At 63.9% G+C, this 24514-nt stretch carries 27 protein-coding genes and 1 pseudogene; 17 read left to right on the top strand and 11 right to left on the bottom strand.

All coding sequences use genetic code 11. The annotated features are described in order from the left end of the window. Positions 1 to 59 precede the first annotated feature (59 nt). Positions 60 to 1019 carry a cation diffusion facilitator family transporter gene (locus LB525_RS25870; RefSeq protein ID WP_224548847.1) on the top strand — a complete coding sequence of 320 codons (960 nt, stop codon included), beginning with the start codon at positions 60 to 62 and terminating at the stop codon, positions 1017 to 1019. Positions 1020 to 1053: 34 nt separating this feature from the next. Further along, positions 1054 to 1458, top strand: coding sequence for a GFA family protein (locus LB525_RS25865; protein WP_140845317.1), 405 nt, complete (start codon positions 1054 to 1056; stop codon positions 1456 to 1458). Positions 1459 to 1759: 301 nt separating this feature from the next. Here LB525_RS25865 and LB525_RS25860 read toward each other — a convergent pair whose 3' ends face one another. Further along, positions 1760 to 3013 carry a DNA recombination protein RmuC gene (locus tag LB525_RS25860; RefSeq protein ID WP_224548845.1) on the bottom strand — a complete coding sequence of 418 codons (1254 nt, stop codon included), beginning with the start codon at positions 3011 to 3013 and terminating at the stop codon, positions 1760 to 1762. 103 nt (positions 3014 to 3116) lie between these two features. On the opposite strand from LB525_RS25860, the gene def reads away from it, so the two are divergent. From def to truA, 5 genes and pseudogenes are all read left to right on the top strand, one after another. Further along, a complete protein-coding gene (def, locus tag LB525_RS25855; protein WP_040984875.1) occupies positions 3117 to 3647 on the top strand; it encodes a peptide deformylase in 531 nt (176 codons plus the stop codon). Positions 3648 to 3754: 107 nt separating this feature from the next. Then, positions 3755 to 3883, top strand: a pseudogene (locus LB525_RS25850) (plasmid stabilization protein); the annotation flags it as partial. A gap of 57 nt (positions 3884 to 3940) precedes the next feature. Further along, positions 3941 to 4876 (top strand): methionyl-tRNA formyltransferase, encoded by a 936-nt coding sequence (gene fmt, locus LB525_RS25845; protein WP_224548841.1) that lies wholly within the window; start codon positions 3941 to 3943, stop codon positions 4874 to 4876. Beyond that, a complete protein-coding gene (locus LB525_RS25840) occupies positions 4873 to 5379 on the top strand; it encodes a GNAT family N-acetyltransferase (protein WP_095769476.1) in 507 nt (168 codons plus the stop codon). Before fmt ends, LB525_RS25840 begins: the two co-directional genes overlap by 4 nt. Positions 5380 to 5400: 21 nt before the next feature. Next, complete coding sequence (truA, locus tag LB525_RS25835; protein ID WP_224548839.1) at positions 5401 to 6165, top strand: tRNA pseudouridine(38-40) synthase TruA; 765 nt, start codon at positions 5401 to 5403, stop codon at positions 6163 to 6165. 336 nt (positions 6166 to 6501) lie between these two features. On the opposite strand, the gene LB525_RS25830 is transcribed toward truA, so the two are convergent. Both LB525_RS25830 and dapE read right to left on the bottom strand, forming a co-directional pair. Continuing rightward, positions 6502 to 7107 (bottom strand): transporter, encoded by a 606-nt coding sequence (locus LB525_RS25830; protein ID WP_140845368.1) that lies wholly within the window; start codon positions 7105 to 7107, stop codon positions 6502 to 6504. Between the two features lie 2 nt (positions 7108 to 7109). Continuing rightward, complete coding sequence (gene dapE / locus LB525_RS25825; protein WP_224548837.1) at positions 7110 to 8309, bottom strand: succinyl-diaminopimelate desuccinylase; 1200 nt, start codon at positions 8307 to 8309, stop codon at positions 7110 to 7112. A gap of 173 nt (positions 8310 to 8482) precedes the next feature. Here dapE and LB525_RS25820 point away from each other — a divergent pair, with 173 nt between their 5' ends. Continuing rightward, positions 8483 to 9517, top strand: a complete 1035-nt coding sequence (locus LB525_RS25820) for a 2-dehydropantoate 2-reductase (RefSeq protein ID WP_224548835.1) — start codon at positions 8483 to 8485, stop codon at positions 9515 to 9517. Here the strand turns inward: LB525_RS25820 and LB525_RS25815 are convergent. The 3 genes from LB525_RS25815 to dapD are packed head-to-tail and all read right to left on the bottom strand — an operon-like array spanning position 9426 to position 11450. Next, the gene (locus LB525_RS25815; RefSeq protein WP_224548833.1) at positions 9426 to 10193 is read right to left on the bottom strand and encodes a hypothetical protein; all 768 of its coding nucleotides are present in this window, start codon (positions 10191 to 10193) and stop codon (positions 9426 to 9428) included. The two genes, LB525_RS25820 and LB525_RS25815, sit on opposite strands and share 92 nt — an antisense overlap. Positions 10194 to 10199: 6 nt before the next feature. Next, a complete protein-coding gene (locus LB525_RS25810) occupies positions 10200 to 10571 on the bottom strand; it encodes a DUF805 domain-containing protein (RefSeq protein WP_224548831.1) in 372 nt (123 codons plus the stop codon). A 24-nt stretch (positions 10572 to 10595) separates the two neighbouring features. Further along, positions 10596 to 11450, bottom strand: a complete 855-nt coding sequence (gene dapD / locus LB525_RS25805; protein WP_140845325.1) for a 2,3,4,5-tetrahydropyridine-2,6-dicarboxylate N-succinyltransferase — start codon at positions 11448 to 11450, stop codon at positions 10596 to 10598. A 144-nt stretch (positions 11451 to 11594) separates the two neighbouring features. Between dapD and LB525_RS25800 the strand changes: the two genes are divergently transcribed. Continuing rightward, complete coding sequence (locus LB525_RS25800) at positions 11595 to 12434, top strand: LOG family protein (RefSeq protein ID WP_095769522.1); 840 nt, start codon at positions 11595 to 11597, stop codon at positions 12432 to 12434. Positions 12435 to 12463: 29 nt separating this feature from the next. Here LB525_RS25800 and LB525_RS25795 read toward each other — a convergent pair whose 3' ends face one another. Both LB525_RS25795 and LB525_RS25790 read right to left on the bottom strand, forming a co-directional pair. Next, positions 12464 to 13120, bottom strand: a complete 657-nt coding sequence (locus LB525_RS25795; protein WP_224548829.1) for a response regulator — start codon at positions 13118 to 13120, stop codon at positions 12464 to 12466. Positions 13121 to 13378: 258 nt separating this feature from the next. Further along, complete coding sequence (locus LB525_RS25790; protein ID WP_224548827.1) at positions 13379 to 14086, bottom strand: sensor histidine kinase; 708 nt, start codon at positions 14084 to 14086, stop codon at positions 13379 to 13381. A 222-nt stretch (positions 14087 to 14308) separates the two neighbouring features. Here LB525_RS25790 and LB525_RS25785 point away from each other — a divergent pair, with 222 nt between their 5' ends. From LB525_RS25785 to LB525_RS25775, 3 genes are all read left to right on the top strand, one after another. Beyond that, the gene (locus LB525_RS25785) at positions 14309 to 14725 is read left to right on the top strand and encodes a hypothetical protein (protein WP_176477154.1); all 417 of its coding nucleotides are present in this window, start codon (positions 14309 to 14311) and stop codon (positions 14723 to 14725) included. Positions 14726 to 14914: 189 nt separating this feature from the next. Continuing rightward, positions 14915 to 15367, top strand: a complete 453-nt coding sequence (locus tag LB525_RS25780) for a hypothetical protein (protein ID WP_224548825.1) — start codon at positions 14915 to 14917, stop codon at positions 15365 to 15367. Further along, on the top strand, positions 15367 to 15828 hold the full coding sequence (locus LB525_RS25775; protein ID WP_224548823.1) for a hypothetical protein: 462 nt from the start codon (positions 15367 to 15369) through the stop codon (positions 15826 to 15828). Before LB525_RS25780 ends, LB525_RS25775 begins: the two co-directional genes overlap by 1 nt. A 400-nt stretch (positions 15829 to 16228) precedes the next feature. Here LB525_RS25775 and LB525_RS25770 read toward each other — a convergent pair whose 3' ends face one another. Further along, a complete protein-coding gene (locus LB525_RS25770; RefSeq protein ID WP_140725294.1) occupies positions 16229 to 16936 on the bottom strand; it encodes a pyrimidine 5'-nucleotidase in 708 nt (235 codons plus the stop codon). 150 nt (positions 16937 to 17086) lie between these two features. Here LB525_RS25770 and LB525_RS25765 point away from each other — a divergent pair, with 150 nt between their 5' ends. From LB525_RS25765 to LB525_RS25755, 3 genes are all read left to right on the top strand, one after another. Beyond that, positions 17087 to 17848, top strand: a complete 762-nt coding sequence (locus LB525_RS25765) for a GGDEF domain-containing protein (RefSeq protein WP_224548820.1) — start codon at positions 17087 to 17089, stop codon at positions 17846 to 17848. 173 nt (positions 17849 to 18021) lie between these two features. After that, on the top strand, positions 18022 to 18168 hold the full coding sequence (locus LB525_RS25760) for a hypothetical protein (protein ID WP_224548818.1): 147 nt from the start codon (positions 18022 to 18024) through the stop codon (positions 18166 to 18168). Then, complete coding sequence (locus LB525_RS25755) at positions 18165 to 19604, top strand: GMC oxidoreductase (RefSeq protein WP_224548806.1); 1440 nt, start codon at positions 18165 to 18167, stop codon at positions 19602 to 19604. The genes LB525_RS25760 and LB525_RS25755 overlap by 4 nt, the downstream gene beginning before the upstream one ends. Before the next feature lie 543 nt (positions 19605 to 20147). Here the strand turns inward: LB525_RS25755 and phhA are convergent. Then, positions 20148 to 20984 carry a phenylalanine 4-monooxygenase gene (gene phhA, locus LB525_RS25750; RefSeq protein WP_224548804.1) on the bottom strand — a complete coding sequence of 279 codons (837 nt, stop codon included), beginning with the start codon at positions 20982 to 20984 and terminating at the stop codon, positions 20148 to 20150. A gap of 135 nt (positions 20985 to 21119) precedes the next feature. Here phhA and LB525_RS25745 point away from each other — a divergent pair, with 135 nt between their 5' ends. Further along, positions 21120 to 21596: an Lrp/AsnC family transcriptional regulator gene (locus LB525_RS25745; protein WP_224548793.1), complete on the top strand. Its 477-nt coding sequence runs from the start codon at positions 21120 to 21122 to the stop codon at positions 21594 to 21596. 102 nt (positions 21597 to 21698) lie between these two features. Beyond that, a complete protein-coding gene (gene bchE / locus LB525_RS25740; RefSeq protein WP_224548790.1) occupies positions 21699 to 23267 on the top strand; it encodes a magnesium-protoporphyrin IX monomethyl ester anaerobic oxidative cyclase in 1569 nt (522 codons plus the stop codon). A 44-nt stretch (positions 23268 to 23311) separates the two neighbouring features. Here bchE and argB read toward each other — a convergent pair whose 3' ends face one another. Next, positions 23312 to 24205: an acetylglutamate kinase gene (argB, locus tag LB525_RS25735; RefSeq protein ID WP_095769496.1), complete on the bottom strand. Its 894-nt coding sequence runs from the start codon at positions 24203 to 24205 to the stop codon at positions 23312 to 23314. Positions 24206 to 24514: the final 309 nt, after the last annotated feature.

Genomic DNA, 24514 nt, shown 5'->3' with positions numbered 1-24514 from the left:
TGGTGCATTGTCTGTGAGGCGGGCCGCTAGGCTCGGGCGCGGGGCAGCTCGGAGATCGGATGGCAGGACATAGCGGGTCGAGACGGGTGATCTACGCCGCGCTCGCCGGCAATTTGGCGATCGCGGCGACCAAATTCGCGGCGGCCGCCCTCAGCGGTTCGTCCGCCATGCTGTCGGAAGGTGTGCATTCGCTGGTCGACACCGGCAACGGCGCGCTGCTCCTCCACGGCATGCGCCGCGCCGCACGGCCGCCCGACCGCACCCATCCGCTCGGCCACGGACGCGAGCTCTATTTCTGGAGCTTTATCGTGGCGCTTCTGGTGTTCGCGCTCGGCGCCGGCGTCTCATTCTATGAAGGCGTCATCCACATCATGGCGCCCGAGCCGTTCGTCGACGCCAAGGTCAACTACATCGTGCTTGCCCTTTCCTTCGTCTTCGAAGGCAGCTCATGGCTGTTAGCGCTGAAGGAGTTCCGGCAGCAGAAGGGCAAGCAGGGCTGGCTGCAGGCCGTGCAATCGAGCAAGGATCCCAGCGTCTATACGGTACTGTTCGAGGACAGCGCCGCGCTGCTCGGGCTGGCAGTCGCTTTCGCCGGCATCCTGTCGGCCCAGCTTCTGGAAATCCCCGAGCTCGACGGCCTCGGCTCGATCGGCATCGCCATCATCCTCGGCGCGACCGCCATCTTCCTGGCGCGCGAGAGCAAAGGGCTGCTGCTGGGCGAACCTGCCTCATCCGAAGTGCAGAAGAAGGTGCTGGCGATCGTCCAGGACGATCCGGCGGTGCAGCGCGCGAACGGAATCCTGAGCGTCCATATCGGGCCGGAGGAAATCGTCGCGGGCTTGAGCATCGAATTCGAGGATCATCTCAGCGCGCCCGATATCGAGGCCTGCGTCGAGCGCCTGGAAGCCAGGCTCAAGAAGGAAATGCCGCAAATATCGAGGCTCTTCGTCAAGCCGCAAGCAACTGGCACATGGGAGCGGCGGCGCAAGGCCATGGCCGAGACCTCGGAGGAGGGATAGGTTTTGACAACGCGAACTTGTCAGGAGGAAGGCTATGAAGATCGACGGCGGATGCCATTGCGGCGCGATCGCCTATGAGGCGGAGGTCGATCCGGAAAAGACCTCGATCTGCCACTGCACCGACTGCCAGCAGCTGACCGGCACGGCCTTTCGCGTGACCGTCGGCGCGCCGGAAGAGCATTACCGGATTACCAAGGGCACACCGAAAGTCTATATCAAGACCGGATCCAGCGGGGCCAAGCGCGCGCAGGGGTTTTGCGGCGAATGCGGATCGCATCTTTATGCGACGTCGGTTGGCGATGGACCGAAAATCTATGGCATTAGGGTGGGCACGGCGCGCCAGCGCGACCAACTGGTGCCGAGAAGACAAGTCTGGCACCGCTCGGCGTTGCATTGGCTGCCGGAGTTTGAAGGCATGGCGACCATCGAGGAGCAGTAGCACTGTCGGATCGGCCCGTTGACGGAAGCCTCGGCGATTGGCTGACTGTTTCGCGCCTTCGTCATCCTCGGGCATGACCCGAAGATCCATGCCGTGACCGATATGAGGGGCTCGGCGGAGCAAAATTCTTAGCCGTCTCAATGGCTTAGCGTCACGGCATGGGATTCCAGGGGCTGCGCGCGTCGCTTCGCTCCTTGCTCCGCCCTGGAATGACGAAGTGATCGGCGTTCCAGCCAATCTCCAAGGAATGCGACCTCGCCAGCGAAGGAAGAATCGGTCTTCCATCGTCGGCGTCGAGCGACTACTCGTCGCCTTCGACGACGCGCAGCCTGAGCTGACCCGTCTTGGAGTCTGCTACCCGCGAACCGCCTTCGGCCTTTGGCGCGGCACCTCGCGCGGCCTCGGTCTCGCCTTCCGCGAATTCCAGCGCCTCGATCTTCTGGCCGCGCTTGGTCACCTTCGACGTCGACACCAGGATGTCGTCGATGTCGCGCGCCGCCTGGCCGAAATGTGTCTGCAGCCGACGTACCCGCTCGTCGACCCGCGCCACATCCTCCATCAGGCGGATGACCTCGCCCTGGATCAGATGCGCCTGCTCGCGCATGCGGGCGTCCTTGAGGATCGCCTGGATCACCTGGATCGACAGCATCAGCAGCGAGGGCGAGACGATGACGACGCGGGCGCGATGCGCCTTCTGCACCACCGCCTCGAAATTCTCGTGGATCTCGGCGAACACCGATTCCGACGGCACGAACATGAAGGCGGTGTCCTGTGTCTCGCCCTGGATCAGGTATTTTTCGGCGATATCGCGGATATGCACCTCGATGTCGCGGCGGAAAGCCTGCGCCGCCGCCTTCTGCATGGCCTCGCCCTCGGCGGCGCGGATGGCGTTCCACGCCTCCAGCGGAAACTTGGCGTCGATGGCGAGTGACGGCGCGCCGTTGGGCATCCGCACCAGGCAATCGGGCCGGCTGCCGTTGGAGAGGCTGGCCTGGAACTCGTAGGCGCCGTGCGGCAGGCCGTCGGCGACGATCGCCTCCATCCGCGACTGGCCGAAGGCGCCGCGCGTCTGCTTGTTGGAGAGGATCGCCTGCAGCTGCACGACCTGGCCGGCCAAGGACTGGATGTTGCCTTGCGCGGTGTCGATCACCGCCAGCCGCTCCTGCAGCTTGGCCAGGCTCTCATGCGTCGACTTGGTCTGCTCGGCCATGGTCTGGCCGAGACGCCCGGTCATGGCGTCGAGCCGTTGTCCGAGCGACTGGGTGAGCTCGGCCTGCCGCGCCCCGAACACCTCGGCGATCGCCCCCATGCGCCCCTGCATCTCGGCCTGCGCTTGCATGATGTCGGCCATCCTCGCCTCAGCATCGCGGGCATGGTCGGCGGCTTCGGCGGCCGCCGCCGCGCGTGCCCCGGCCGCGCGCCACAAGGCGACGACGAGCGCCACGGACAGCGCAAGCAGAAGGATCGCGCCGAAAGCCAGCGCCTGGCCAAGCGTCACGGTCGTGGCGCCAAGCCGCGCGATGGGCTCGGAAAGGACGGAGGTCATGTCGTTCATTTGGGCAGCATAACCGATTCGGCCTCCTGGCACAGATCAAAACGTGAACAGGTCGAAGATGCCCCGGTTGACGCTTTTCAAGCGAGGTCTTAGGTGAGACGCCATGTCGATCAAGCCGCTCATCATCCTTCCCGATCCCGTCCTGCGCCAGGTTTCCAAGCCGGTCGAGCGCGTCGATGCCGATTTGCGCAAGCTCGCCGACGACATGCTGGAGACCATGTATGACGCGCCGGGCATCGGCCTCGCGGCGATCCAGGTCGGCGAGCCGCGGCGGCTGCTGGTCATCGACCTTGCCAAGGAAGGCGAGGAGCCTCAGCCGCATGTCTTCATCAATCCGGAAGTGCTGGAAAGTTCCGACCAGCGGTCCGTCTATGAGGAAGGCTGCCTGTCGATCCCCGACTATTACGCCGAGGTCGAGCGCCCGGCTTCGGTGCGGGTGAAGTATCTCGACCGCGACGGCAAGCTGCAGGAGATGCAGGCGGAAGGCCTGATGGCCACCTGCCTGCAGCACGAGATAGACCATCTCAACGGCGTGCTGTTCATCGACCACATCTCGAAGCTCAAGCGCGACATGGTGGTGCGGAAGTTCAAGAAGCTCGCCAAGGACAAGGCGCCGGGCAAGATGGTGGGCTAGGCGACGCCTTTCCGCGCCTGAAAGAACCCTGGATCATGATACCAGCGAAGGTTTCGATGGGCGACACCCCGATCAGCAACATTCCTGAACCTGGCCCAAAGCCACAAGTCTCCACATGGGATGCGATCCGCAGCGCATTCGTGTCTGAAGACGCGATCAGCGACGAATTTGCCGATATGATGAATGAGATCGAGGCTCAGAGGAAGCGCGATTTCGGCCGCGATTTCGACGATTGATCGAGATTCGCGAAAGCAAGCGCCAAAGCGGGCGGTAGGAAGAGGAGCACATCCGTCATGCCGCTTCGCGTCATCTTCATGGGCACGCCGGATTTTTCCGTGCCGACCTTGCGCGCCATCGCCGAGGCCGGCCATGAGATCGCGGCCGTCTACACCCAGCCGCCGCGCGCCGCCGGCCGGCGCGGGCTGGAGCTGACGCCCTCGCCGGTGCAGCGCGAGGCCGAGCGGCTGGCGCTCGACGTTCGGACGCCGGCATCGCTGAAAAGCGAGGCCGAGCAGCAGGCTTTTGCCGGCTTGCAGGCCGATGTCGCGGTGGTCGTCGCCTACGGGCTGCTGCTGCCGAAAGCCGTTCTGGACGCGCCAAGGCTGGGCTGTCTCAACGGCCATGCCTCGCTTTTGCCACGCTGGCGTGGTGCTGCTCCCATCCAGCGCGCCATCATGGCCGGCGATACCGAGACCGGCATGATGGTCATGAAGATGGAAGAGGGTCTGGACACCGGGCCGGTGGCAATGGTTGAAAAAGTCGCCATCGCGCCCGACATGACAGCCGGCGAATTGCATGACCGACTGATGGTTCAAGGCGCCTCGCTGATGGTTGAGGCGCTCGCGCAGTTGGGGATAAATTGTCTGACATTTACCCAACAGGCAACGGTAGGGGTGACCTACGCCCGAAAGATCGATAAATCGGAGACACGCGTAGACTGGACGCGGCCTTCTGGCGAAGTCCACAATCACATTCGCGGCCTCTCGCCCTTTCCGGGCGCGTGGTGCGAGGTCGACATTGGCGGCCGCATGGAGCGGCTGAAACTGCTTCGCTCGACGCTCTCGGATGGCGTCGGCGAGTCGGGAGGAATTCTCGATGACCGGCTGACGGTCGCCTGCGGGACAGGCGCGGTCAGGCTGGTCGAAGTTCAACGGGCGGGCGGAAAGCCTGCCACTGCGCAGGAGTTTTTGCGCGGAGCCAAGATCGAAAAAGGAACGAAACTCACATGAGCATGATGTCGATACGCGCGGCGACGCCGCGGGATCGCGAGGCGATCCGCCTCGTCGAAGAACATGCCTTTGGCCAGCAGGCGGAAGCCGGCCTGGTCGACGCGCTTGTCACCGGCGGCGATGCTGTCGTCGAGCTGGTTGCAGAGGAAGACGGGCAGGTCGTCGGCCATATTCTTTTCTCGCGACTGTTCGTTCAGAACGGCACCAAGCAGTTCGCCGCCGTCGCGCTGGCGCCGCTGGCGGTCGAGCCGTCGTTCCACGGCACCGGCATCGGCGGCGCGCTGATCCGCGAGGCGCATGTCCGCCTCAAGGAAGCCGGCGAGATGCTGGCAGTGGTGCTGGGCGATCCGGTCTATTACGGCCGCTTCGGGTACGCCCATGCGCGCGCCGCGGGATTCGAGAGCGAGTATCAGGGCGAGGCGCTGCAGGCGCTGGCCTGGGGCGACGCGCCCGAGACCGGCAGGCTGGTCTACGCTTCCGCCTTTACCGCTTTAGCCGCCTAGGCGAGCGGCAAGCGCCGCAGCATGCCGCGTTTTCGGCTCGATATCGAATATGACGGCAGCCAATTCGCCGGCTGGCAGCACCAGGCCGACCAGCCCTCGGTGCAGCAGGCGATCGAGAAGGCGATCGAGAAGTTCTGCGGCGAAGAGGTAAGAATACGTGCCGCCGGCCGCACTGATGCCGGCGTGCACGCCACTGCGCAGGTCGCCCATGTCGACCTGGCCAAAGCGTGGTCGGGCGACAAGGTGCGCGACGCCGTCAACGCGCATCTGCATGCGGCCGGCACGCGTGTCGCCATCCTGAAAGCTGCCGTCGTCGCCGACGGTTTCGACGCGCGGTTTTCCGCCACCGGCCGGCATTATCTTTATCGCATCCTCAACCGCCGGGCACCGGCGGCGCTGGAAAAGGGCAAAGTCTGGTGGGTGCCAAAGCGGCTCGACGCCGAGGCCATGCATGAGGCGGCCAAGGTGCTGCTCGGAAAGCATGACTTCACCACCTTCCGCTCAACCCAGTGCCAGGCCGAAAGCCCGGTCCGCACGCTTGATCGCCTCGACGTCAGCCGCGATGGAGACTTCATCGAGCTGCGCAGTTCGGCGCGCTCTTTTCTGCACAACCAGGTTCGCTCTATGGTCGGCTCGCTGAAGCGCGTCGGCGACGGCTCCTGGAGCGCCGCCGATCTCAAGGCGGCGCTCGAAGCGCGCGACCGCGCCGCCTGCGGCCAGGTAGCGCCGCCGGACGGGTTGTTTCTTGTCGGGGTGGATTATCCGGAGACAGAGACGGCCAAGTGAAAGCCTCTCATTCTGCCAAAGACGCGAGGAAATTGTTTCAGCTTCGAACTTGTGCTGGAGACGGGAATTGTCGGCGTCGGCGCTGCCCCTCATCGCCCTGCCGGGCACTTCTCCCCGTATAGTGACGGGGAGAAGGGGCTGGCCGCAGCGCCGGCTTCCTTCCTGCACCGTTAGCAATTGGCGAAGCCGCGGATGACAGCGCCCCTCTCCCCGTCACTCTACGGGGAGAGGATGCCGGCAGGCAGGTGATGGGCAGCGCTGACTTTGAATGGTGAAAAACGAGGGTGGATTCAATCCGAAGCGACTGTTCTGGAAACAGCCGCCCCCGCTGCAACGTCAACCCGTCGTGCCGTCCGGTATGTCGATGCCGAGCAGCGCCTGCAGGCCGAACAGGACCAGCAGCGAGGCAACGAACATGCCGATGAACACGGCCGTGCCCACCGCGGCGCCTTTGCCGATGGTTGTATTGGTCATGCGCCAGGTCAGCACCATCGACAGGGCGAACAGCGCCAGCGACACGAGACTGCTGACCTCGCTGGCGGAAGGCAGGAGCAGCCTGAGCAGCGCCGAGGGCAGCATCAGCCAGGCGATGATCGCCGACGCCCAGTTGGACGCGACGACATAGTGGACGAAGCGGCCGCCGATGCCGGCGCGGGGCGCCACCAGCGCAAGCACCACCAGCGGCAGCACCCAGGAGCCGATATCGACGGTCGCCAGCCTTACCAGCATGCCGAGGCGCCCGGCGAAGGCATCGGGGTCGCCGACCTCATTGGCTATCCCGACCCAGCCGACGATCAGCGCCGGCGCCGCCACGACGATGGCAAAGAAGGAATTCCAGAAACCGTCGGCCGAAAGGTCGAGCAGGCGCAGGCCATCAGCCTTGCCGAACATCAGCCGCCAGGCGCCGGCCAGCGAAGCATAGGTTTCGTCTGCCGAAAGCATGGTCACGAAAGGCCTTGTCCGAACCAGTCTTCGATAAAGCGTTCGTAGATTTGCGTCAGCGTCTCGAGATCGGCAAGCGCGACGCGCTCGTCCACCATATGCATGGTCTTGCCGACCAGCCCGAACTCGACCACCGGGCAATAATCCTTGATGAAGCGCGCGTCCGACGTGCCGCCGGAGGTGGAGAGCGCTGGCCTCTTGCCGACCACCGCCTTGACCGAACCGCTCAGCGTATCGATCAGCTTGTCGTCGCGGGTGAGGAAGACATGGCTCGGCCGGTCGCGCCAGACAAGCTCGTAGTCGACCGGCGCCTTCTTGCCCGGCCGGTATTTCTTGCGCCCGGCGGCCTGGTCGAGCCGGTTGTGGATCTCGGCCTGGACCGATTCGGCGTCCCAGGTGTCGTTGAAGCGGATGTTGAAAATGGCCGTCGCCTTCGCCGGGATGACGTTGGTCGCCGCATTGCCGACATCGATCGACGTCACTTCGAGGTTGGTCGGCTGGAAATCCTTCGTGCCCTTGTCGAACACCGGATGGAGCAGCGCGTCGACAAGACCGATCAGGCCATGCACCGGATTGTCGGCTAGCTGTGGATAGGCGGCGTGGCCCTGGCGGCCGTTAACGGTCACGCTGCCCGACAGCGAGCCGCGCCGGCCGATCTTGATCATGTCGCCGAGCGCATCGGGATTGGTCGGCTCGCCGACGATCGAGGCGTCCCACTTCTCGCCCTTGGCCGCTGCCCAGTCGAGCAGCTTGGTGGTGCCGTTGATGGCCGGACCTTCCTCGTCGCCGGTGATCAGCAGCGACACCGAGCCTTTCGGTCCGCCATTCTGCGCGACATGGCGCGCCACCGCGGCGATAAAGCAGGCGATGCCGCCCTTCATGTCGACGGCGCCGCGGCCGTACATCTCGCCATTGGCGATTTCGGCGGCGAAGGGCGGATGCGTCCAGGCCGCCTCGTCGCCCACCGGCACCACATCGGTATGGCCGGCAAACATCAGATGCGGGCCGTTGCCCGAGCGCCGCGCATAGAGATTTTCGATGTCCGGCGTGCCGTCTTCCGAGAAGATTGGACGCTCGACCGAGAAGCCGAGCGGCTTCAGCATATCTTGCAGCGCGGCAAGCGCGCCACCCTCGGCGGGCGTCACGGACGGGCAGCGGATCAGGGCGGCAAGATTCGCGGCGGGATCGGTAGGCAATGTCATGGGCAAAGCGATAGTCGAAAGCGTTTGTCGTGTCACGGTGGCAGATGATCGCCGCTCATGCCGCCGACAATATGGTTTTCATGACGGTAAATGCATGTCGCCCGCAAGTGTGCGGCAGTTCTGGGAGAACGACATGCCTAATAGTAAGGTGGCGGCCAAGCGAGGACGAGTGCATGGCCCGTGACACGAGGACGATCGCGATAGCCGGCGCCGGCAGCATCGGCTGCTATGTCGGCGGCTGCATGGCGCTCGCCGGACGCAAGGTCGTCTTCCTCGGCCGCGGCCGTGTCGTCGCGGCCATGCGCGAAAGCGGGCTGCGCGTCAGCGATCTTGATGGCCGTGAACGCGGCATCGAAGCGCAAGCGATTTCGGCCACCGACGATCCGGCGGCAGCGCTCCCCGATGCGGATGTCATCCTGGTGACGGTGAAGAGCGGCGCGACCGGGGAGATGGCCGGGCTGGTCGCCGCCCACGGACCCCCTGATGCCGTGGTGGTCAGCCTGCAGAACGGCGTCGACAATGCGGACAGACTGCGCGCCGCGCTTCCTGGACGGCGGGTGCTGACCGGCATGGTGATGTTCAACGTCGTCCTGTCGCCCGATGGCGAGGCGCCGTTGCGTGCGCACCGCGCCAGCCAGGGCGAGGTGATGATCGACCACGGCGTCGACGGCCTTGTCGATCTGCTCGACGTCGACGGGCTTGCCGTCGAAGCGCGCGCCGACATGAAGGCGGTGCAGTGGGGCAAATTGCTGATGAACCTCAACAATGCCCTCGTCGCGCTTTCCGACCTGCCGCTGGCGAAGCAATTGGCCGACCGAAGCTGGCGCGTCATCCTGGCCGGCCAGATCGACGAAGCGCTCGCCGCTATGCGAGCGGCGGGCATAGCGCCTGCGCGCATCACCGGCCTGCCGCCATCGCTGCTGCCGAAAGTGCTGCGGCTGCCCGACTGGCTGTTCGGGCTTCTGGCGCGTCGCATGCTTGCGATCGACCCTCAAGCGCGCTCGTCGATGTGGGACGACCTGAAACGCGGCCGCCCCACCGAGATCGACGAATTGCAAGGCGCGATTATTCGCCTGGCCAGGCAAACAGGCATCCCGACGCCGATCAACGAACGCGTCACCGCGCTGTTGCGTCAGGCGGAAGCGGAAAAGCGCGGTCCGCCCGGTCTCGGGCCGGAAGCGGTCGGCGGCGGTCGTCGATCAGCGTGATCTTCTGCCAGATCTTGCGCGACAGGTTGGAGCTAAGATTCTCGATATCGTTGACGGCATTGACGACGACATCGTCATTGACCGATTGCGCGAACAGCGCCGCGATCTTGCCGGCGATCGACAGCATTTCGGAGCAATAGTCGAGATAGCGCGCCAGGTCGGCCGCATCGGTGATGCGGGCGGGCGAGTGCGAGGTCGGCTTGAAATCGGCCGACAAGGTTGCCGGATCCTTGGTCAGTTGATGCATGTCGATGACATGGATCAGCGAGCGCAGCCCGTGCAGCTGCCGGAAAACCTTCTTGCGCTTGATCCGCTCCTCGGTGCGGATCAGTGCCAGCAGCCCGAGCGCCGCGAGGATGACCGTGTTGATCGTCGCCTCGATGCCTTGCATCGACTGCACGGCATCGTCGGCGCCTGAAATGCGGTCGAGCGGCAGGATGGTGCCGACGAACAGGAACATCGCCACGCCGGCGACGAAGGCCGCGACGATAACGCCGCGCAGCCACCAGATCGGCGCTTCCAGTTCCTTGGCGGCCTTGGCGAGGTCTTGCGACAGCGACACCAGTTCGGCGGCAACGGCGCGCAGGCCCCTTTCCGGGAAACGCTCCGCGACCCGCTCCTCCAGCCTTTGAGCGGTCTCGATGATCCGCGCCGGGTCGAGCGTGCGATAGCGCATGCGACCTCAGCTATCGCCCGGCGCGTTGGTGCGCCTGCCGTAGCGGTTCGGTCCGGGATCGCTGCGGAAACAGGAAAGGATGATGAGCAGGATGGGACCGATGATGAGCGAGATCAGTGCAAAATAGGTCGGCTTGCCGAAATCATGAAAGCGCTTCGCCGTCACCGCGAAGGTGGCCCAGGCCGAGATCAGCAGCACGCCCCAGCACATCATGGCCCAGTTCTGGCTGGCGGTCGTGTTCAGCTCCACCCGCGCGAACTGATAGAACGGGAAAAACTGGACAAGGACCAGCAAAATCCCGGCCAGCGCATAGGCGACCGGGCTCAGCCGCCCCGAAAGGCTGAAGAACAGCCAGAGGAATTGCGATCGTTCAGCCAATGGCGTCCGCTCCGTCGTGGAGGATCAATCGCGCAGCAATTCGTTGATCGAGGTCTTCGACCGGGTCTTGGCGTCGACGCGCTTGACGATGACGGCGCAGTAGAGGCTCGGGCCCGGCTCGCCATTGGGCAGCGGCTTTCCGGGCAGCGATCCGGCGACGACCACCGAGTTCGGCGGCACCTCGCCGTAAAAAACCTCGCCGGTGGCGCGGTCGACGATCTTGGTCGACTGGCCGATGAACACGCCCATGCCGAGCACCGAGCCTTCGCGCACGATGCAGCCTTCGACCACTTCGGAGCGGGCGCCGATAAAGCAATTGTCCTCGATGATGGTCGGGCCGGCCTGCATCGGCTCCAGCACGCCGCCGATGCCGACGCCGCCGGAAAGATGCACGTTCTTGCCGATCTGGGCGCAGGAGCCGACCGAAGCCCAGGTATCGACCATGGTGCCGGTATCGACATAGGCCCCGACATTGACGAAGGACGGCATCAGCACGGCGCCCGGCGCGACATAGGCCGACCGGCGCACGATCGAGGACGGCACGGCGCGGAAGCCTGCCTTCTCGAAATCGACGGCGCTCCAGCCGTCGAACTTGGACGGCACCTTGTCCCACCACACAGCCTGGCCGGGACCGCCCTTGATGATCTCCATCGGGTTCAGCCGGAAGGAGAGCAGCACCGCCTTCTTCAGCCACTGGTTGACGTGCCACTTGCCGTCGTCCTGCCGTTCGGCGACGCGGGCGACGCCGCGGTCGAGCAGGTCGAGCGCCGACTGGATGGCGTCGCGCGTCTCGCCGCGCGTCGCGGTCGAAATCGCGTCGCGCTCCTCGAAGGCCTTCTCGATGGTTCTTTCGAGGCTCGCCAGATCGGGCTTCGACATGATTTCGCTCCATTACCAAGCTGTTAAGGGGCCACGCCTTAACCTGTTTAAAAGTCGCGCGGACCCTATGTTAAGGCTCAATGGGGGTCAATCGCGCCTGCGGCACCGGACGGCGCAAGTGAAGGAATTGGACGGGTGGATTCGATGACTCCCATGGAAAAGGCAGGGTGGACACCGCTGCCGCATTCGGACGAGGATCTGGAGCGCTCGAAAGGCGTGCCGGATACCCCGCAGACGCGTGCCGAGACCTACCGGCTGGCCTGGAACGATCCCGAGTTCATGACGCGTCGCGAATTGCGCGCCGTGCGGCTGCAGCTCGAGCTCCTGAAGCCGGAAATGATCCTGGCCGAACGCGGCATTCATTCGACCGTCATCCTGTTCGGCGGCGCCCGCCTGCCGGAACCCGGCGGCGAAGCCTGGGCGGCCAAGAACGAGACGCAGAAGAAGAACCTCGAGGCGAACAGCAAATATTACGAAGAAGCGCGCAGATTCGCGCGTCTGTGCTCGCAGCAGTCGGCCACCTCCTATTATCGTGAATACGTCGTCGTCACCGGCGGCGGGCCCGGTGTCATGGAGGCCGGCAACCGCGGCGCCGACGATGTCGGCGCGCCGTCGATCGGCTTGAACATCGTGCTGCCGCACGAGCAGGCGCCCAACGCCTATGTCACGCCGGAGCTGTGCTTCAACTTCCACTACTTCGCCGTCCGCAAGATGCATTTCGTCATGCGCGCCAAGGCGGTCGCGGTGTTTCCGGGCGGCTTCGGCACGATGGACGAGTTCTTCGAGACGCTGACGCTCATCCAGACGGGACGCATGGAGCGCGTCCCAGTCATCCTGTTCGGCAAGGCGTTCTGGCAAAGGGCGATCGATCTCGATTTCCTCGCCGAGCAGGGCACGATCTCGCCCGGCGACCAGGACATCATCGATTTCGTCGACACGGCCGAAGAGGCCTGGGAGATCATCCGCCGCTTCTACAAGCTTTAAGGGCGGGAAGACAAACCTGCCCGGTCTGCCTACGCCGGCAGCTCGACCAGCCAGCCATTCGAGTGCGCGAAACGCACGATGGCCGCCCGTGAGTGCAGCGCGAGCTTCTCGGTTGCCCTGGTGCGGTAGGTCTCGATCGTCTTTATGCTGAGGTTGAGCTTGGACGAGATTTCCTTGTTGCTGTAGCCGAGCGCCACCAGCTGGATGACCGACCGTTCCCGTTCGCTGAGATTGCCGGGATCGCCCTGGGTGGCGCCGCGCGGGCTCAATATACGCGCGGCGAGCGCCGGATCGACATAGTTGTCGCCGGCCAATACGCAGCGGATGGCCTGCAGCAGGTCCGTCGCCGTCGACCGCTTGACCACGAAGCCGCGGCCGCCGGCCGCAAGCACCTGGCGCAGGCAGCCTGGGTCCTCATGCGCCGTCAGCGCTATGCAGCTGACCTCGGGAAAGCGTTCGCCAAGCCGTTCGATCAGCGTGACCCCGTTGACGCCGGGAAGCGATATGTCGACCACGGCGACATCGGGTAACGTCTTGCCGATCCCTTCAAGTGCATCCTCGGCGTTTCCGGCCAGTCCGACGATCGTCAGATCGTCCTGGCTATCGATCATCGCGCCGACTCCCGAGAGGATGATCGGATGGTCATCGACCACGAATATGCGCCTGCAGCACACCTTAACCTCCATCAGTCTGCCAGAGGCCCTGTCACGCGGAAAGGGTCCTCTTGTCCTTGATGGTCTAGGCAACTGGCCCGCCTGGCGCGGGACGCCCGTCTGTTCTGGCGGCCTGAACGGCCGCAACGGGTAAGCCATCCCCCGCCTAACCCAATGAAGCCGGACTGTAAGCCACCGCTAATGTCCGGGATGTGCAGCGCTTCACGTAACCCCACCTGACGCCAAGATGCCGTTTCAGACTTGTTCGCGTCTTGTCGGCCGGACCGTCGATCAGCCGGCCAGAGGCACATCGGCGTAAATGGTGGTCCCCTTGCCCCTGGCGGTTTCAACCGACAATTTGCCACCGACCAGCGCCAGCCGCTCCCTCATTCCGGCAAGGCCCAAATGGCCCGGACCGGGTTCGGCGCTGGCGTCGAAGCCGCGGCCGTCATCCTCGATCGTCAGGCGTATCCGATCGTCCTGGATGTGCGCCGTGACGCTTACGCGGCTCGGCGCGGCATGCTTGCCGATATTGGTGAGCGCTTCCTGCGCAATGCGGTACAAAGTGAGCGCGATCTCGGCAGGCGGCGGGCTCGACAGGGCTTCAAGATCCATCTCGCATGCAATGCCAAGTTGACCGCAAAGCATGGTGGCCAGGTCCTCGACCGAAGCTCTGAGGCCTTGGTGATCGAGGTCCGCGGGTCGCAGGCTCCAGGCGGCGTCATGCACCCTGGCGCTCAGCTGGTCGATAAGCATCGCGGCGCGCTCGAGGCGGACGTCCATCTCCGGCGAGCCGGCGCGAACGATGTGCAATTCGAGCGCGACGCTGGCGAGCAGCTGGCCAAGATCGTCATGCAGCTCGCGCGACAGGCGCAGGCGCTGCTCTTCCTGCACGGCAACCAGATGCCGCGCCAGACCACGGCGCTTTCCCGAGCTTTCACCTTTGCCGGTGTCGATGCCACCCTCCACCGTCAACGCCGCGCCCGCGAGAAGAGGCACAAGGTTGATACTCCGCGCAATATACACCCGGCATACGCCTTTATGCCTGTCAGTTTTTTCCCGATTGCTTCAACTTTTCCTGACACGGGGGTCAGCAGAAAAACCGGCCGCACCTGCCGATCAGCCCGAATTCATGGGCGCTATTTCCGCGTGCATCCTTAGAGCGTCCTCCCGGTCACCTTGAACTGGCCGGGAAGCTCAACACCAACCAAGGAGAACGTCATGAGAAAGATCATCCTGGCCGCGGCCGTGCTGTCGGCTCTGACCGGTTCGGCATCCGCATTTTCGGTCGGTAGCGGCAACGGCAACGGCAACGGCAATGTCGGCGTCGGCAACGGCAATGGCAACGGCAACGCCAACACCGGCGCCTTCAACGGCAACTTCAACGGCAATGGCAATTTCGGCTTCGGCAACGGCAACGGGAACGGCAACGCCAATATGGGCGCCTTCAACGGCAACTATAACGGCAATCTCAATGCCGGCGCCGCCAACGGCAACGGCAACGGCAACGGCAATTTCGGCCTCGGCAACGGCAACCTGAACGGCAACGGGAACTGGGGCATCGGAAACGGAAGCGCCAACGGCAACGGCAACGCCGGTGTCGGCAACGGCAACGGAAACGGCAACGGGAACCACTAGTCCCCCAACCGCCGGCGTCGCCAAGCTTCAGCTTGGAAAGACGCCGATGGCTCTGGGACCGTCGAGCCAAGCGCCCGTCCCCCGCGCAAGGCTACCGCGACATGTCGCCGGCGGTCCCAGTCCTTTTCGCCCAATCCTTTTTGAAACAGATCCCAATTTCAAAAGCTAAGCCATGGAAGGAGCTCGCAGATGAAACGCTACGTCATACCGGCGCTATGCCTGGGGTTGTTGAGCGCAACCGCGGCGAAGGCTGACACCACGACCGGCAGCCAGGCCTTCGGCATGTCGGCCGTCCAGGGAGCGGTCGGCAAATACGGCCAATCCATCGGCGCGAACGTCAAGGGCATGAACCCGCTCGGCAATTTCGGCGGCAATGTCGGCTACAAGAACAGCGGTACGGGCAATGTCGGCGCCTTCAACAGCGGCACCGGCAATGTCGGCGCTTTCAACGGCAACAACAACACCTCGCCGACAAGCGGCAACGGCAACATTGGCGCTTTCAACGGCAACTCCAACACCGGCCAATACAACGGCAACAGCAACATCGGTGCCGGCAATGGCAACTTCAACGGCGGCAGCTTCAACGGAAACGGCAATGTCGGCGCCTTCAACGGCAACTCCAACGGCCGGGGAAACCGCTGATGACCGGCTTGAGCTCATCCACCCGGCCTCGCAGGCGCCGGGTGGCGGCGAGGCTGCTTGACGGCAACGGCCTCGCGCTGGGCACGCTGCTTGCCGCGTTCCTGGCCGCCGACGCCTCGACCCTTGTCAGGATTGCCGACCTTCCAATCGGGGCCGGTGTCGCCAACGGTCTTGGCAATACCGGAAATTTCAACGGCAACGGAAACTCCGGCAACTTCAACGGCAATGGCAACAGCGGCAATTTCAACGGCAACGGCAATGCCGGAAGTTTCAGCGGCAACTTCAATGGCGGCAGCTTCAACGGCAACGCCAATTGCGGCAATGGCCATGGCAATGGCTATGCGTCGGACGGCAATGGCAATAGTACGAGAGCAGCAGGCAATCCGGACCTGTGCCGGTTTTTGAAGGAGCTGAACGGCCGACTGGGACTGCCGCCCGGCACGATTCCGGATTTCGATTAGAGCAATTCCAGGAAAGTGCGCAGCGGTCTTCCGCCCGGAATTGCGTTTCGCCGTTCCGTGAAACGGCCCTAGGTCTTCGATACAAGGTCGCAGGCCTAGGCCAGATATTCACCGCCCATTTCCGAAATCAGCGCAAACGCCGGCGATTGGCTGAAGTCGCCCGAACCTCGTCATTCCAGGGCGGAGCAGCCGCAAAGCGGCGTCGCGGAGACCCTGGAATCCATTCCGTGACCCTGATCAAAGAGTGCAGCGGAGCAGAATTCTGCACCGCGGCAGCGCTCATACGTCACGGAATGGATCCTCGGGTCTGCGCGCGTCGCTTCGCTCCTTGCTCCGCCCGTGGATGACGATCGCGATGGGCGTTTCGGCCAATCGCCAAGGCATGCCTATGCAAACATCGTTAGGCCACGACGTCGACGATCGCGGTCAGGAAACCGGCGAGGTCGTCGGTGACGAAATCGACGTCGTCCTCGTTTGCGGGGTCGCGTTCCCAGATCTCCGAGAAGGTCGGCTCGAAATTGCGCGGCACCACCAGCACGGTCGTCATGCCGAGCGTTTTCGGCACGGCCAGATTGCGCGCCAGATCCTCGAACATCACCGCATTGTGCCCGGTCACCGAGTGCAATTCGGCAAAACGCTCATAGGTCTGGCGCTCCGGCTTGGGGTTCAGCCCCGCCGCGACGATGTCGAAGATGGCGTCGAAATGTTCCAGTATGCCGAGCTGGCGCGCGGTGCGTTCGGCGTGCCTGCGGTCGCCATTGGTGAAGATGAACTTGCGCCCGGGAAGCTGGCGGATCGCCGCGCCCAGCACCGGATCCGGCACCAGCCGCGAATAGTCGATGTCGTGCACCTTCTCGAGGAAATCGTCGGGATCGATGCCGTGCCGCTTCATCAGCCCGTTCAGCGTCGTGCCGTATTCCAGGTAGAGCTCCTTCTGCAGCTTGCGCGCGTCGTCGCGCGAAAGCGTCAGCAGCTCGCCTACATAGGCGGTCATCTTCACGTCGATCTGCGCGAACAGGTTCGAGTGATGCGGATAGAGCGTGTTGTCGAGGTCGAATACCCAGTCCGTGACATGGGCGAAGCGGGCGGGATCGGGTGTCGTTGTCATGGGTTTCTTATGGCATGCCGACGCTGGATTTATCCACAACTTATGCGCGTCACGAAATGTGAAAATGGCGCCTCGCTTCAAATTTTAAAAGTCCTGGAAAGGTCGCCTTTAACGCTTGCTGGCACACAAGCTGACCCTTGGGAGCAAGTGATGAGTCGCATAATTTTGAGGGCCGCTGCCGTGGCGTTCGCTTCGGTCGCTGCCTCGCTGTTGTTGACGCTGATTGTGATGCCGGCGATGGGCTTTCCGATGAGCCGCACGGTCTGGCTGGCGTCGACGGTTTGCCCGCTCGTCCTCGCCTGGGCTGCCAGCGCCAGCAGCTTCTGGCAGAGCGATCGGTTGCAGAATGCTCATCGCGAGCTTGCCCGGGCCCACGCGCAGCTCGCGGCGGCGCACAGGCGCCTGTCGGAAAAGGCAAGCCGGGACGACATGACCGGCATGCTCAACCGCGAGACCTTTTTCGCCGCGCTCGACGGTTCGCGGCGCAAGAGCGATCGCGGCGCGCTGCTCATCATCGACGCCGATCACTTCAAGAGGATCAATGACAGTTACGGTCATCTGACCGGAGACGAAGCGCTGCTTTTGATCGCCGGCGCCATCGAACGCGGCATTCGCAGCGGCGACCTGCTCGGCCGCATAGGCGGCGAGGAATTCGCGGCTTTCCTGGTTGGCGCCAGCGAACCGGAAGCCAAGCATATCGCCGAACGCATCCGCCGCGAGGTCGAGCTGATCCGTTTCCGCCCGGTCGACGAGCGGACCGTGCCGCTCACGGTTTCGATCGGCGGCATCTGCTGCGGCGAGAGCGCGACCGTATCCGATTTGATGCGCGCCGCCGACCGCAGGCTTTACGAAGCCAAGAGCCGCGGCCGCAATCTTTCGATCCTCGACCGCGAATTGCCCGAGGCGGCATGAAGCCTCGCCGCAGGCGTTAGGAATGCCCTAACCATGTCCATATTCAACCGCGCTAAACTTCCTGGTGTAACGCCGTTTTCACCTGGGTCTGGCACGGAATTGGCCTCCCAGGCGGCATATGTGCCGTTGAGGAACGGCATGCGTGGATCGAGGCCCCAGTCGAGAGCAGGTTCATGAGAAAAATGTCGCGCCGCGCGATCGTGCACGCGCTGATCGCGCTGCCTGCCCTGTCGCTGTTCCGCAGCCAGCAACCCGTGGTCGATGCCGATGAGATCGTCGAGATCAATGGCTGGATCCTGCGGCGAAGCGACCTCGCATGATCTTCGACAGCTACGAGGCCTACAAGCAGGCCGGCTTCAGACCCAAGGCCTGCATCCTCGGCTCCGGCCCGGCCGGCACGACGATCGCCAGGAAGCTCGGCGCAGCCGGCATCCCGGTGGTCGTGCTGGAGGCGGGTTCGCGCGAGTTCAGCGATGAGTCGCAGGATTTCTACCGCGGCAAGACGGTTGGCGATTTCTATTTCGACCTCGACATCACCAGGCTGCGCTTCATGGGCGGCTCGTCCAATCACTGGGCCGGCTGGTGCCGCGTGCTCGACAAACAGGACTTCGAGCCCAAGGCCTGGGCGCCGGACACCGGCTGGCCGATCGGCCGCGCCGACATCGAGCCCTATCTTGGCGAAGTTCACGATATCCTCGAGCTGCCCGATTTCCGTCCCGACGTCCCGGTTTCGGACGACATCCGCTGGGTTCAATTGATCAAGAGCCCGGCGGTTCGCTTCGGCGAGAAGTTCGCCGACGAGCTCGACAGGAGCAGGAACATCGCCGTCGTGCTCAATACCTACGCGACCGAGCTCACCGGCGACGGCAAGCGCGTCACCGGCGCGAAGCTCTGGTCGAACGGCCAGGATGCCGGCACCTTCGCGGCGGACTATTTCGTCACCTGCACCGGCGGGCTGGAGAACTCGCGGCTGCTGTTGTGGTCGAATGAGCGCTCGAATGGCGGCGTGGTGCCGAACGCGGCGGCGCTCGGCCGTTACTGGATGGAGCATCCGACCTTCCAGGGCGGCAATGCCATCCTCGCCAATTACTCGGAGTTCGAGGTCGACGCCTCGAAAGAAGCCTTCTTCTCGCCGACGCTTGCCGCGATGGAGCGGCTGCAGATCATGAATTTCGGTATCCGCCTGATCGAGAGCCCCTATCCCAATGTCAAGAAATTGATCGCCGATCTCGCCTGCACGGCGCCTAATATGGCGGAATGGATATCTTCCCAGCTGGACCAGAGGCTGCACTGCGCCGCCCAGCTTTACGTCGCCTGGGAACAGGCGCCGCTTGCCTCCAACCAGATCGCGCTGTCGAAGTCCGATGTCGACAACGCCGGCGTGCCGCGCATCGAATTGCACTGGAAGAAATCGCCGCTCGAGCGCCGCACGCTGCTCGAAGGCCTCAGGCTTTTCGGCACGACCACGGCGCAGAAGAATCTCGGCCGCGTCCGCATCGACGACTGGATCGGCAATGGCGGCGATTACCCGACCAATGAGGAAACGGCCGGCAACCACCATATGGGCGGCACCCGCATGGGCACCGACGTCTTGAAGAGCGTCGTCGACGCCAATTGCAAGGTGCACGGCATGGACAATCTCTATGTCGGCGGCTCGTCGGTGTTCTGCACGTCGGGCCAGTGCAATCCGACGACGACCATCACCGCGCTCGCCTGCCGCCTCGGCGAGCATCTGGGCAAGGTGATCGCCGTCTGATCTCGACCGTGCTGCGCATTCATCAATGCGGCACACGCCCTGCAGAGCGAGCAGTTGGCCAGGATCAAGGCCGAGCCTGACAAGGCATAGCCAGAGGATCAGCGCAGGATTTTGAAAAATTGCCGTTTATCGACGGGCACGATTTTCACCGTTTCTTTCGGTGACGTTGGCGATTGGCGGAAGCCTTCCAACCTCGTCATTCCAGGGCGGAGCAGCCGCGAAGCGGCGTCGCGGAGACCCTGGAATACATTCCGTGGCTCTGACCAAAGAGTGCAGCTGAGCAGAATTCTGCACCGCGGCAGCGCTCATGCGACACCGAATGGATCCTCGGGTCTGCGCGCGTCGCTTCGCTCCTTGCTCCGCCCGTGGATGACGACTGGGTGGGCGTTTCGGCTACCGCCAAGGCATGGCATCTGCCAACGCAAACATAGCCAACCGGTCAAAATCCCTGTGCTGGGGAACTAATTGCAAAAAGGCACAAAGCGGCCCAGCCGCCTGTCGGCAGCTGAACCGCGCTGAATGTCGGTTGGGCGAAAACCGACCTCAGATTGTTGACGGGTCGAGCGCCGGCTGGCCCTTGAACCGCGCCACGATGCCGGCGAGGTCGCCATGGGCGAAAGCATCGCGCAGCGCATCAAAGGACGGCAGCACGAAATAGGCGCGCTGGAACTTGTCGATCTCATAGCCGGTGCGCATCACCGTCTCAAGGTCGAACGGCACATGGTGGGCGTCCTTGCTCTCGACCGCGAATTGCAGCTCGGTGAAGGACGACATCAGCCCGGCGCCGAAAGCTTTCAACGGCTGGCCGGCTTCCTGGATGAGGCCGTATTCGGCGCTGTACCAGTAGAGCCTTGTGATCATCTCGTCGCCGCCGAGCGCAATCAGATCTTCCGCCTTCCGGCCATACATCTGCATGAAATCGGCGAACACCGGCTGGGTCAGGATCGGCACATGGCCAAAGAAATCGTGGAACATGTCCGGCTCGACGATGTAGTCGAGCTCCTTCTTCGTCCGCAGCCAATTGGTCACCGGGAAACGCCGGTTGGCGAGATGATCAAAGAAGGGGCCGGCCGGAATGAGGCCGGGCACCGCAACGATCTCCCAGCCCGTCAGCCTGGCGAGCTTTTCGCTGACGGCATCGAAATCCGGAATCCTGTCGAGCAGGCCGAGCGCCGCGACGCCGTCCAGATACGAGCGGTGCGCGAGCTTCCGCGTCAGCTTCGTCTGGCGGTCGCAGAGCGTGCGCCACACCGCCTGCTCCTCGGCGGAGTAGCCGTAGCCCTGCGCCACGGTGAAATCGCTGCGGCAGACCGAATAGTCGCCCCGCAGGCCCTGCGCCGCGCATTCGGCGGCATAATCGGCAACGCTGATCGTCATCATATCCTCCTCAAGATCGTGATCGGCGGATCGTGAAGGGGAGTTTAGAAGCGACCGCTGAGGCAAATCAGCTTTGTTTATGGCACGCCAGCTGATTTGGAGGTAAAGACGCTCACATCAACGCGAGTCTGAGAAAAAATGCCTCAGTTTGACGATTTCGAAATCAAGATGCTCGACATCCTGCAGCGCGATGGCCGCAAGCCCGTCTCGGAGCTGGCGCAAGAGATCGGCCTGTCGACCACGCCTTGCGCGCGCCGCTTCGAGGCCCTGCAGGAAGCCGGTATCATCAAGGGCTTTGCCGCCGTGCTCAGCCGCCGCGCCGTGGGCCTGACCGTCGAGGTGTTCATCCAGGTGCGGCTGGTCAGCCACAGCGATGGCTCGCCCGAAAGCTTCATCGCCGCCGTGCAGCGCATGGACGAGGTCTCGTCCTGCTGGACGATGACAGGCGACTACGATTTTCTGCTGCATGTCTTGGTGCCGTCGGTGGACGACTTGAACGCCTTCGTCATGCACCGGCTGATGCGTCTGCCCGGCGTGCGCGACGTCCATACGCAACTGGTGCTGCAGAACATCAAGGGACCCGGCCACGTGCCGCTCAGCCATCTGCGGCGCTGATCCGGTCAAATCTGGCGAAAAGCTGCGTGGAAACTGCTGAACCGCGCCAAGGCGGCTTCGGCATCTGTCATTAGCACAAGCGGACCAATATGGAGGTCCGCCTTGAACATCGTGCTTATCAATCCGCCGCACACCGCCATCGGCAGCCGTGTGCCCGACGACCACCTGCCGCCGCTCGGTCTTTTGGCCATCGGCGGGCCGCTGATCGATTCCGGCCATCAGGTACGCCTGGTCGACGCCGAGTTCGGTCCGATGCCACTTGCGGCGGTGGTGGACGAGGCGCTGCGCGACGATCCGGATTTCGTGCTGATCGGCCATTCCGGCTCGACCTCGGCACATCCGACGGCCTTGAAGATCGCCGAGATGATCAAGGCCCGCGCGCCGGGTGTCGTCGTCATCTATGGCGGCGTCTTCCCGACCTATCATTGGCGCGACATTCTCGCCGCGACCGACGTCTTCGACTTCATCGTGCGCGGCGAAGGCGAGGCGACCGCGACGGCGCTGGTCGAGGCAATCGAGATGCGCCAGCCGGTGGCGAGCGTCGCCGGCATCGCCTATCGCGACGATTTCGGCCGTCCTGTCGCGACGCAGGCGGCGATGACCATAGCCGACCTCGATGCCTGGCGCGTCGGCTGGGAGCTGATCGATCACCGCCGCTACTCCTATTGGGGCGGCAAGCGGGCCGTGGTCATGCAGTTCTCGCGCGGCTGCCCGCATCTGTGCAACTATTGCGGCCAGCGCGGTTTCTGGACCCGCTGGCGCCACCGCGACCCGGTCAAATTCGCCAGGGAGATCGCCTGGCTGCATCGCGAGCACGGCGTCGAGCTGATCAATCTGGCCGACGAGAACCCGACTTCCTCGAAAAAGGCCTGGCGCGCCTTTCTCGACGCCATGATCGCCGAGAACGTGCCGGTGCTGATCGTCGGCTCGACCCGCGCCGACGATATCGTGCGCGATGCCGATATCCTGCATCTTTATCGCAGGGCCGGCGTCATCCGCTGGCTGCTCGGCATGGAGAACACCGACGAGCAGACGCTGTCGCTGATCCGCAAGGGCGGCAGCACGAAGTCCGACCGCGAGGCGATCCGGCTGCTCAGGCGGCACGGCATCCTGTCGATGGCGACCTGGGTCGCCGGCTTCGAGGACGAGACCTTGCGCGATCTCTGGCGCGGCTTCCGCCAGCTCATCGCCTACGACCCCGACCAGATCCAGGCGCTCTATGTCACGCCGCATCGCTGGACGCCGTTCTTCCGCATCGCCAAGGACCGCAAGGTGATCCAGCAGGACGTGCGCCTGTGGGATTACAAGCACCAGGTTCTGCACATGACCAGGCTGAAACCCTGGATGCTGTTCTTCGCCGTCAAGCTGATCGAGGTCGCGGTGCAGTCGCGGCCCAAGGCGCTGGCGCGCATCCTGTTCCACCCCGATCCCGAGCAGCGCCATTCGATGCGCTGGTACACGAAGATGGGCCGCCGCGTCTGGTTCCGCGAGGTCTGGAGGTTTCTGGTCCGCGACGGCCGCATCACGGATGGGCCGACATTAGCCGAATTCTGGGGCGCGCCGCAGGACGCCGAGGAGGAATCGATGATCGTCGGGCGTCAGCCACGCAAGTCCGTCGCGCCGGTCATTGAAGATCGACGCGCGCCTGCGGCAACAAAGTTAGCCGGCTGACATGGCGGTTCACCATTGCATGGAAATGGTGAAACTTGCCTTCCTTACGGAACGATCAGCGTGCCGGCGCCGTGCTCGGTGAACAGCTCGAGCAGCACCGAATGCGGCGTCTTGCCGTTGAGGATGACGACGCCTTCGACGCCGCGCTCGATCGCCTCGATGCAGGTCTCGACCTTCGGGATCATGCCGCCCGACACCGTGCCGTCCTTGATCAGCGCCCTGGCCTCGGCGACCGTCAGCTCGTCGATCAGCTTCTTGTTCTTGTCGAGGACGCCCGGCACGTCGGTGAGGAAGAGCAGGCGCGAGGCGCGGCAGGCGCCGGCGATGGCGCCGGCAAAGGTGTCGGCATTGATGTTGTAGGTGTGGCCGTCGCGGCCCGGCGCCACCGGTGCCAGCACCGGGATCATTTCCGAGCGCGCCAGAAGGTCGAGCAGCGTGCGGTCGACCTCGACCGGCTCGCCGACGAAGCCGAGATCGAGCACCCGCTCGATGTTGGAATCCGGATCGACCATGGTCTTGCGCGCCTTTTCGGCGAACACCATGTTGCCGTCCTTGCCGCAGAGCCCGATCGCCCACTCGCCCTCGGCGTTGATCAGCGCCACGATCTCCTTGTTGATCGAGCCGGCCAGCACCATCTCGACGATCTCGACCGTCTTCTGGTCGGTGACGCGCAGGCCGCCCTCGAACTTGGATTCGATGCCCATCTTGGTGAGCATCGCGCCGATCTGCGGCCCGCCGCCATGCACGACGATCGGGTTGACGCCGGATTGTTTCAACAGCGCGATGTCGCGGGCGAACGCCTTGCCGAGCTCGGTATCGCCCATGGCATGCCCGCCATATTTCACCACCACCGTCTTGTTCTCGTAGCGCTGCATATAAGGCAGCGCGCGCGAGAGCAGCGCGGCCTGCATTTCGGCGGTGGCGGCGATGTCCGTCATCGGTATCGATCCCAGCTAGCGTGAATGGCGGCCTCTTAGCTGGAATTGCCGCAGGGAGCAAACGGCTTTGCGGTCACAATAACGATATCTGCCAGTTCCCCAGCACAGGGATTTTGACCGGCCGGCTGCCTTTGCGTTGCAAGCGGCATGCCTTGGAGACTCGCCGAAACGGCCCTGCCTCGTCATCCACGGGCGGAGCAAGGAGCGAAGCGACGCGCAGACCCGAGGATCCATTCCGTAACGTCCGAGCGCCGCCGCGGTGCAGAATTCTGCTCCGCTGCACTTTTGACTAAGGTCACGGAATGGATT

Origin of the sequence: Mesorhizobium sp. CA16 (assembly GCF_020165175.1) — a bacterium.
Taxonomy (GTDB): Bacteria; Pseudomonadota; Alphaproteobacteria; order Rhizobiales; family Rhizobiaceae; genus Mesorhizobium.
Note: the sequence above shows the minus strand (reverse complement) of the source record. Positions and strands in the feature narration are given on the sequence as shown.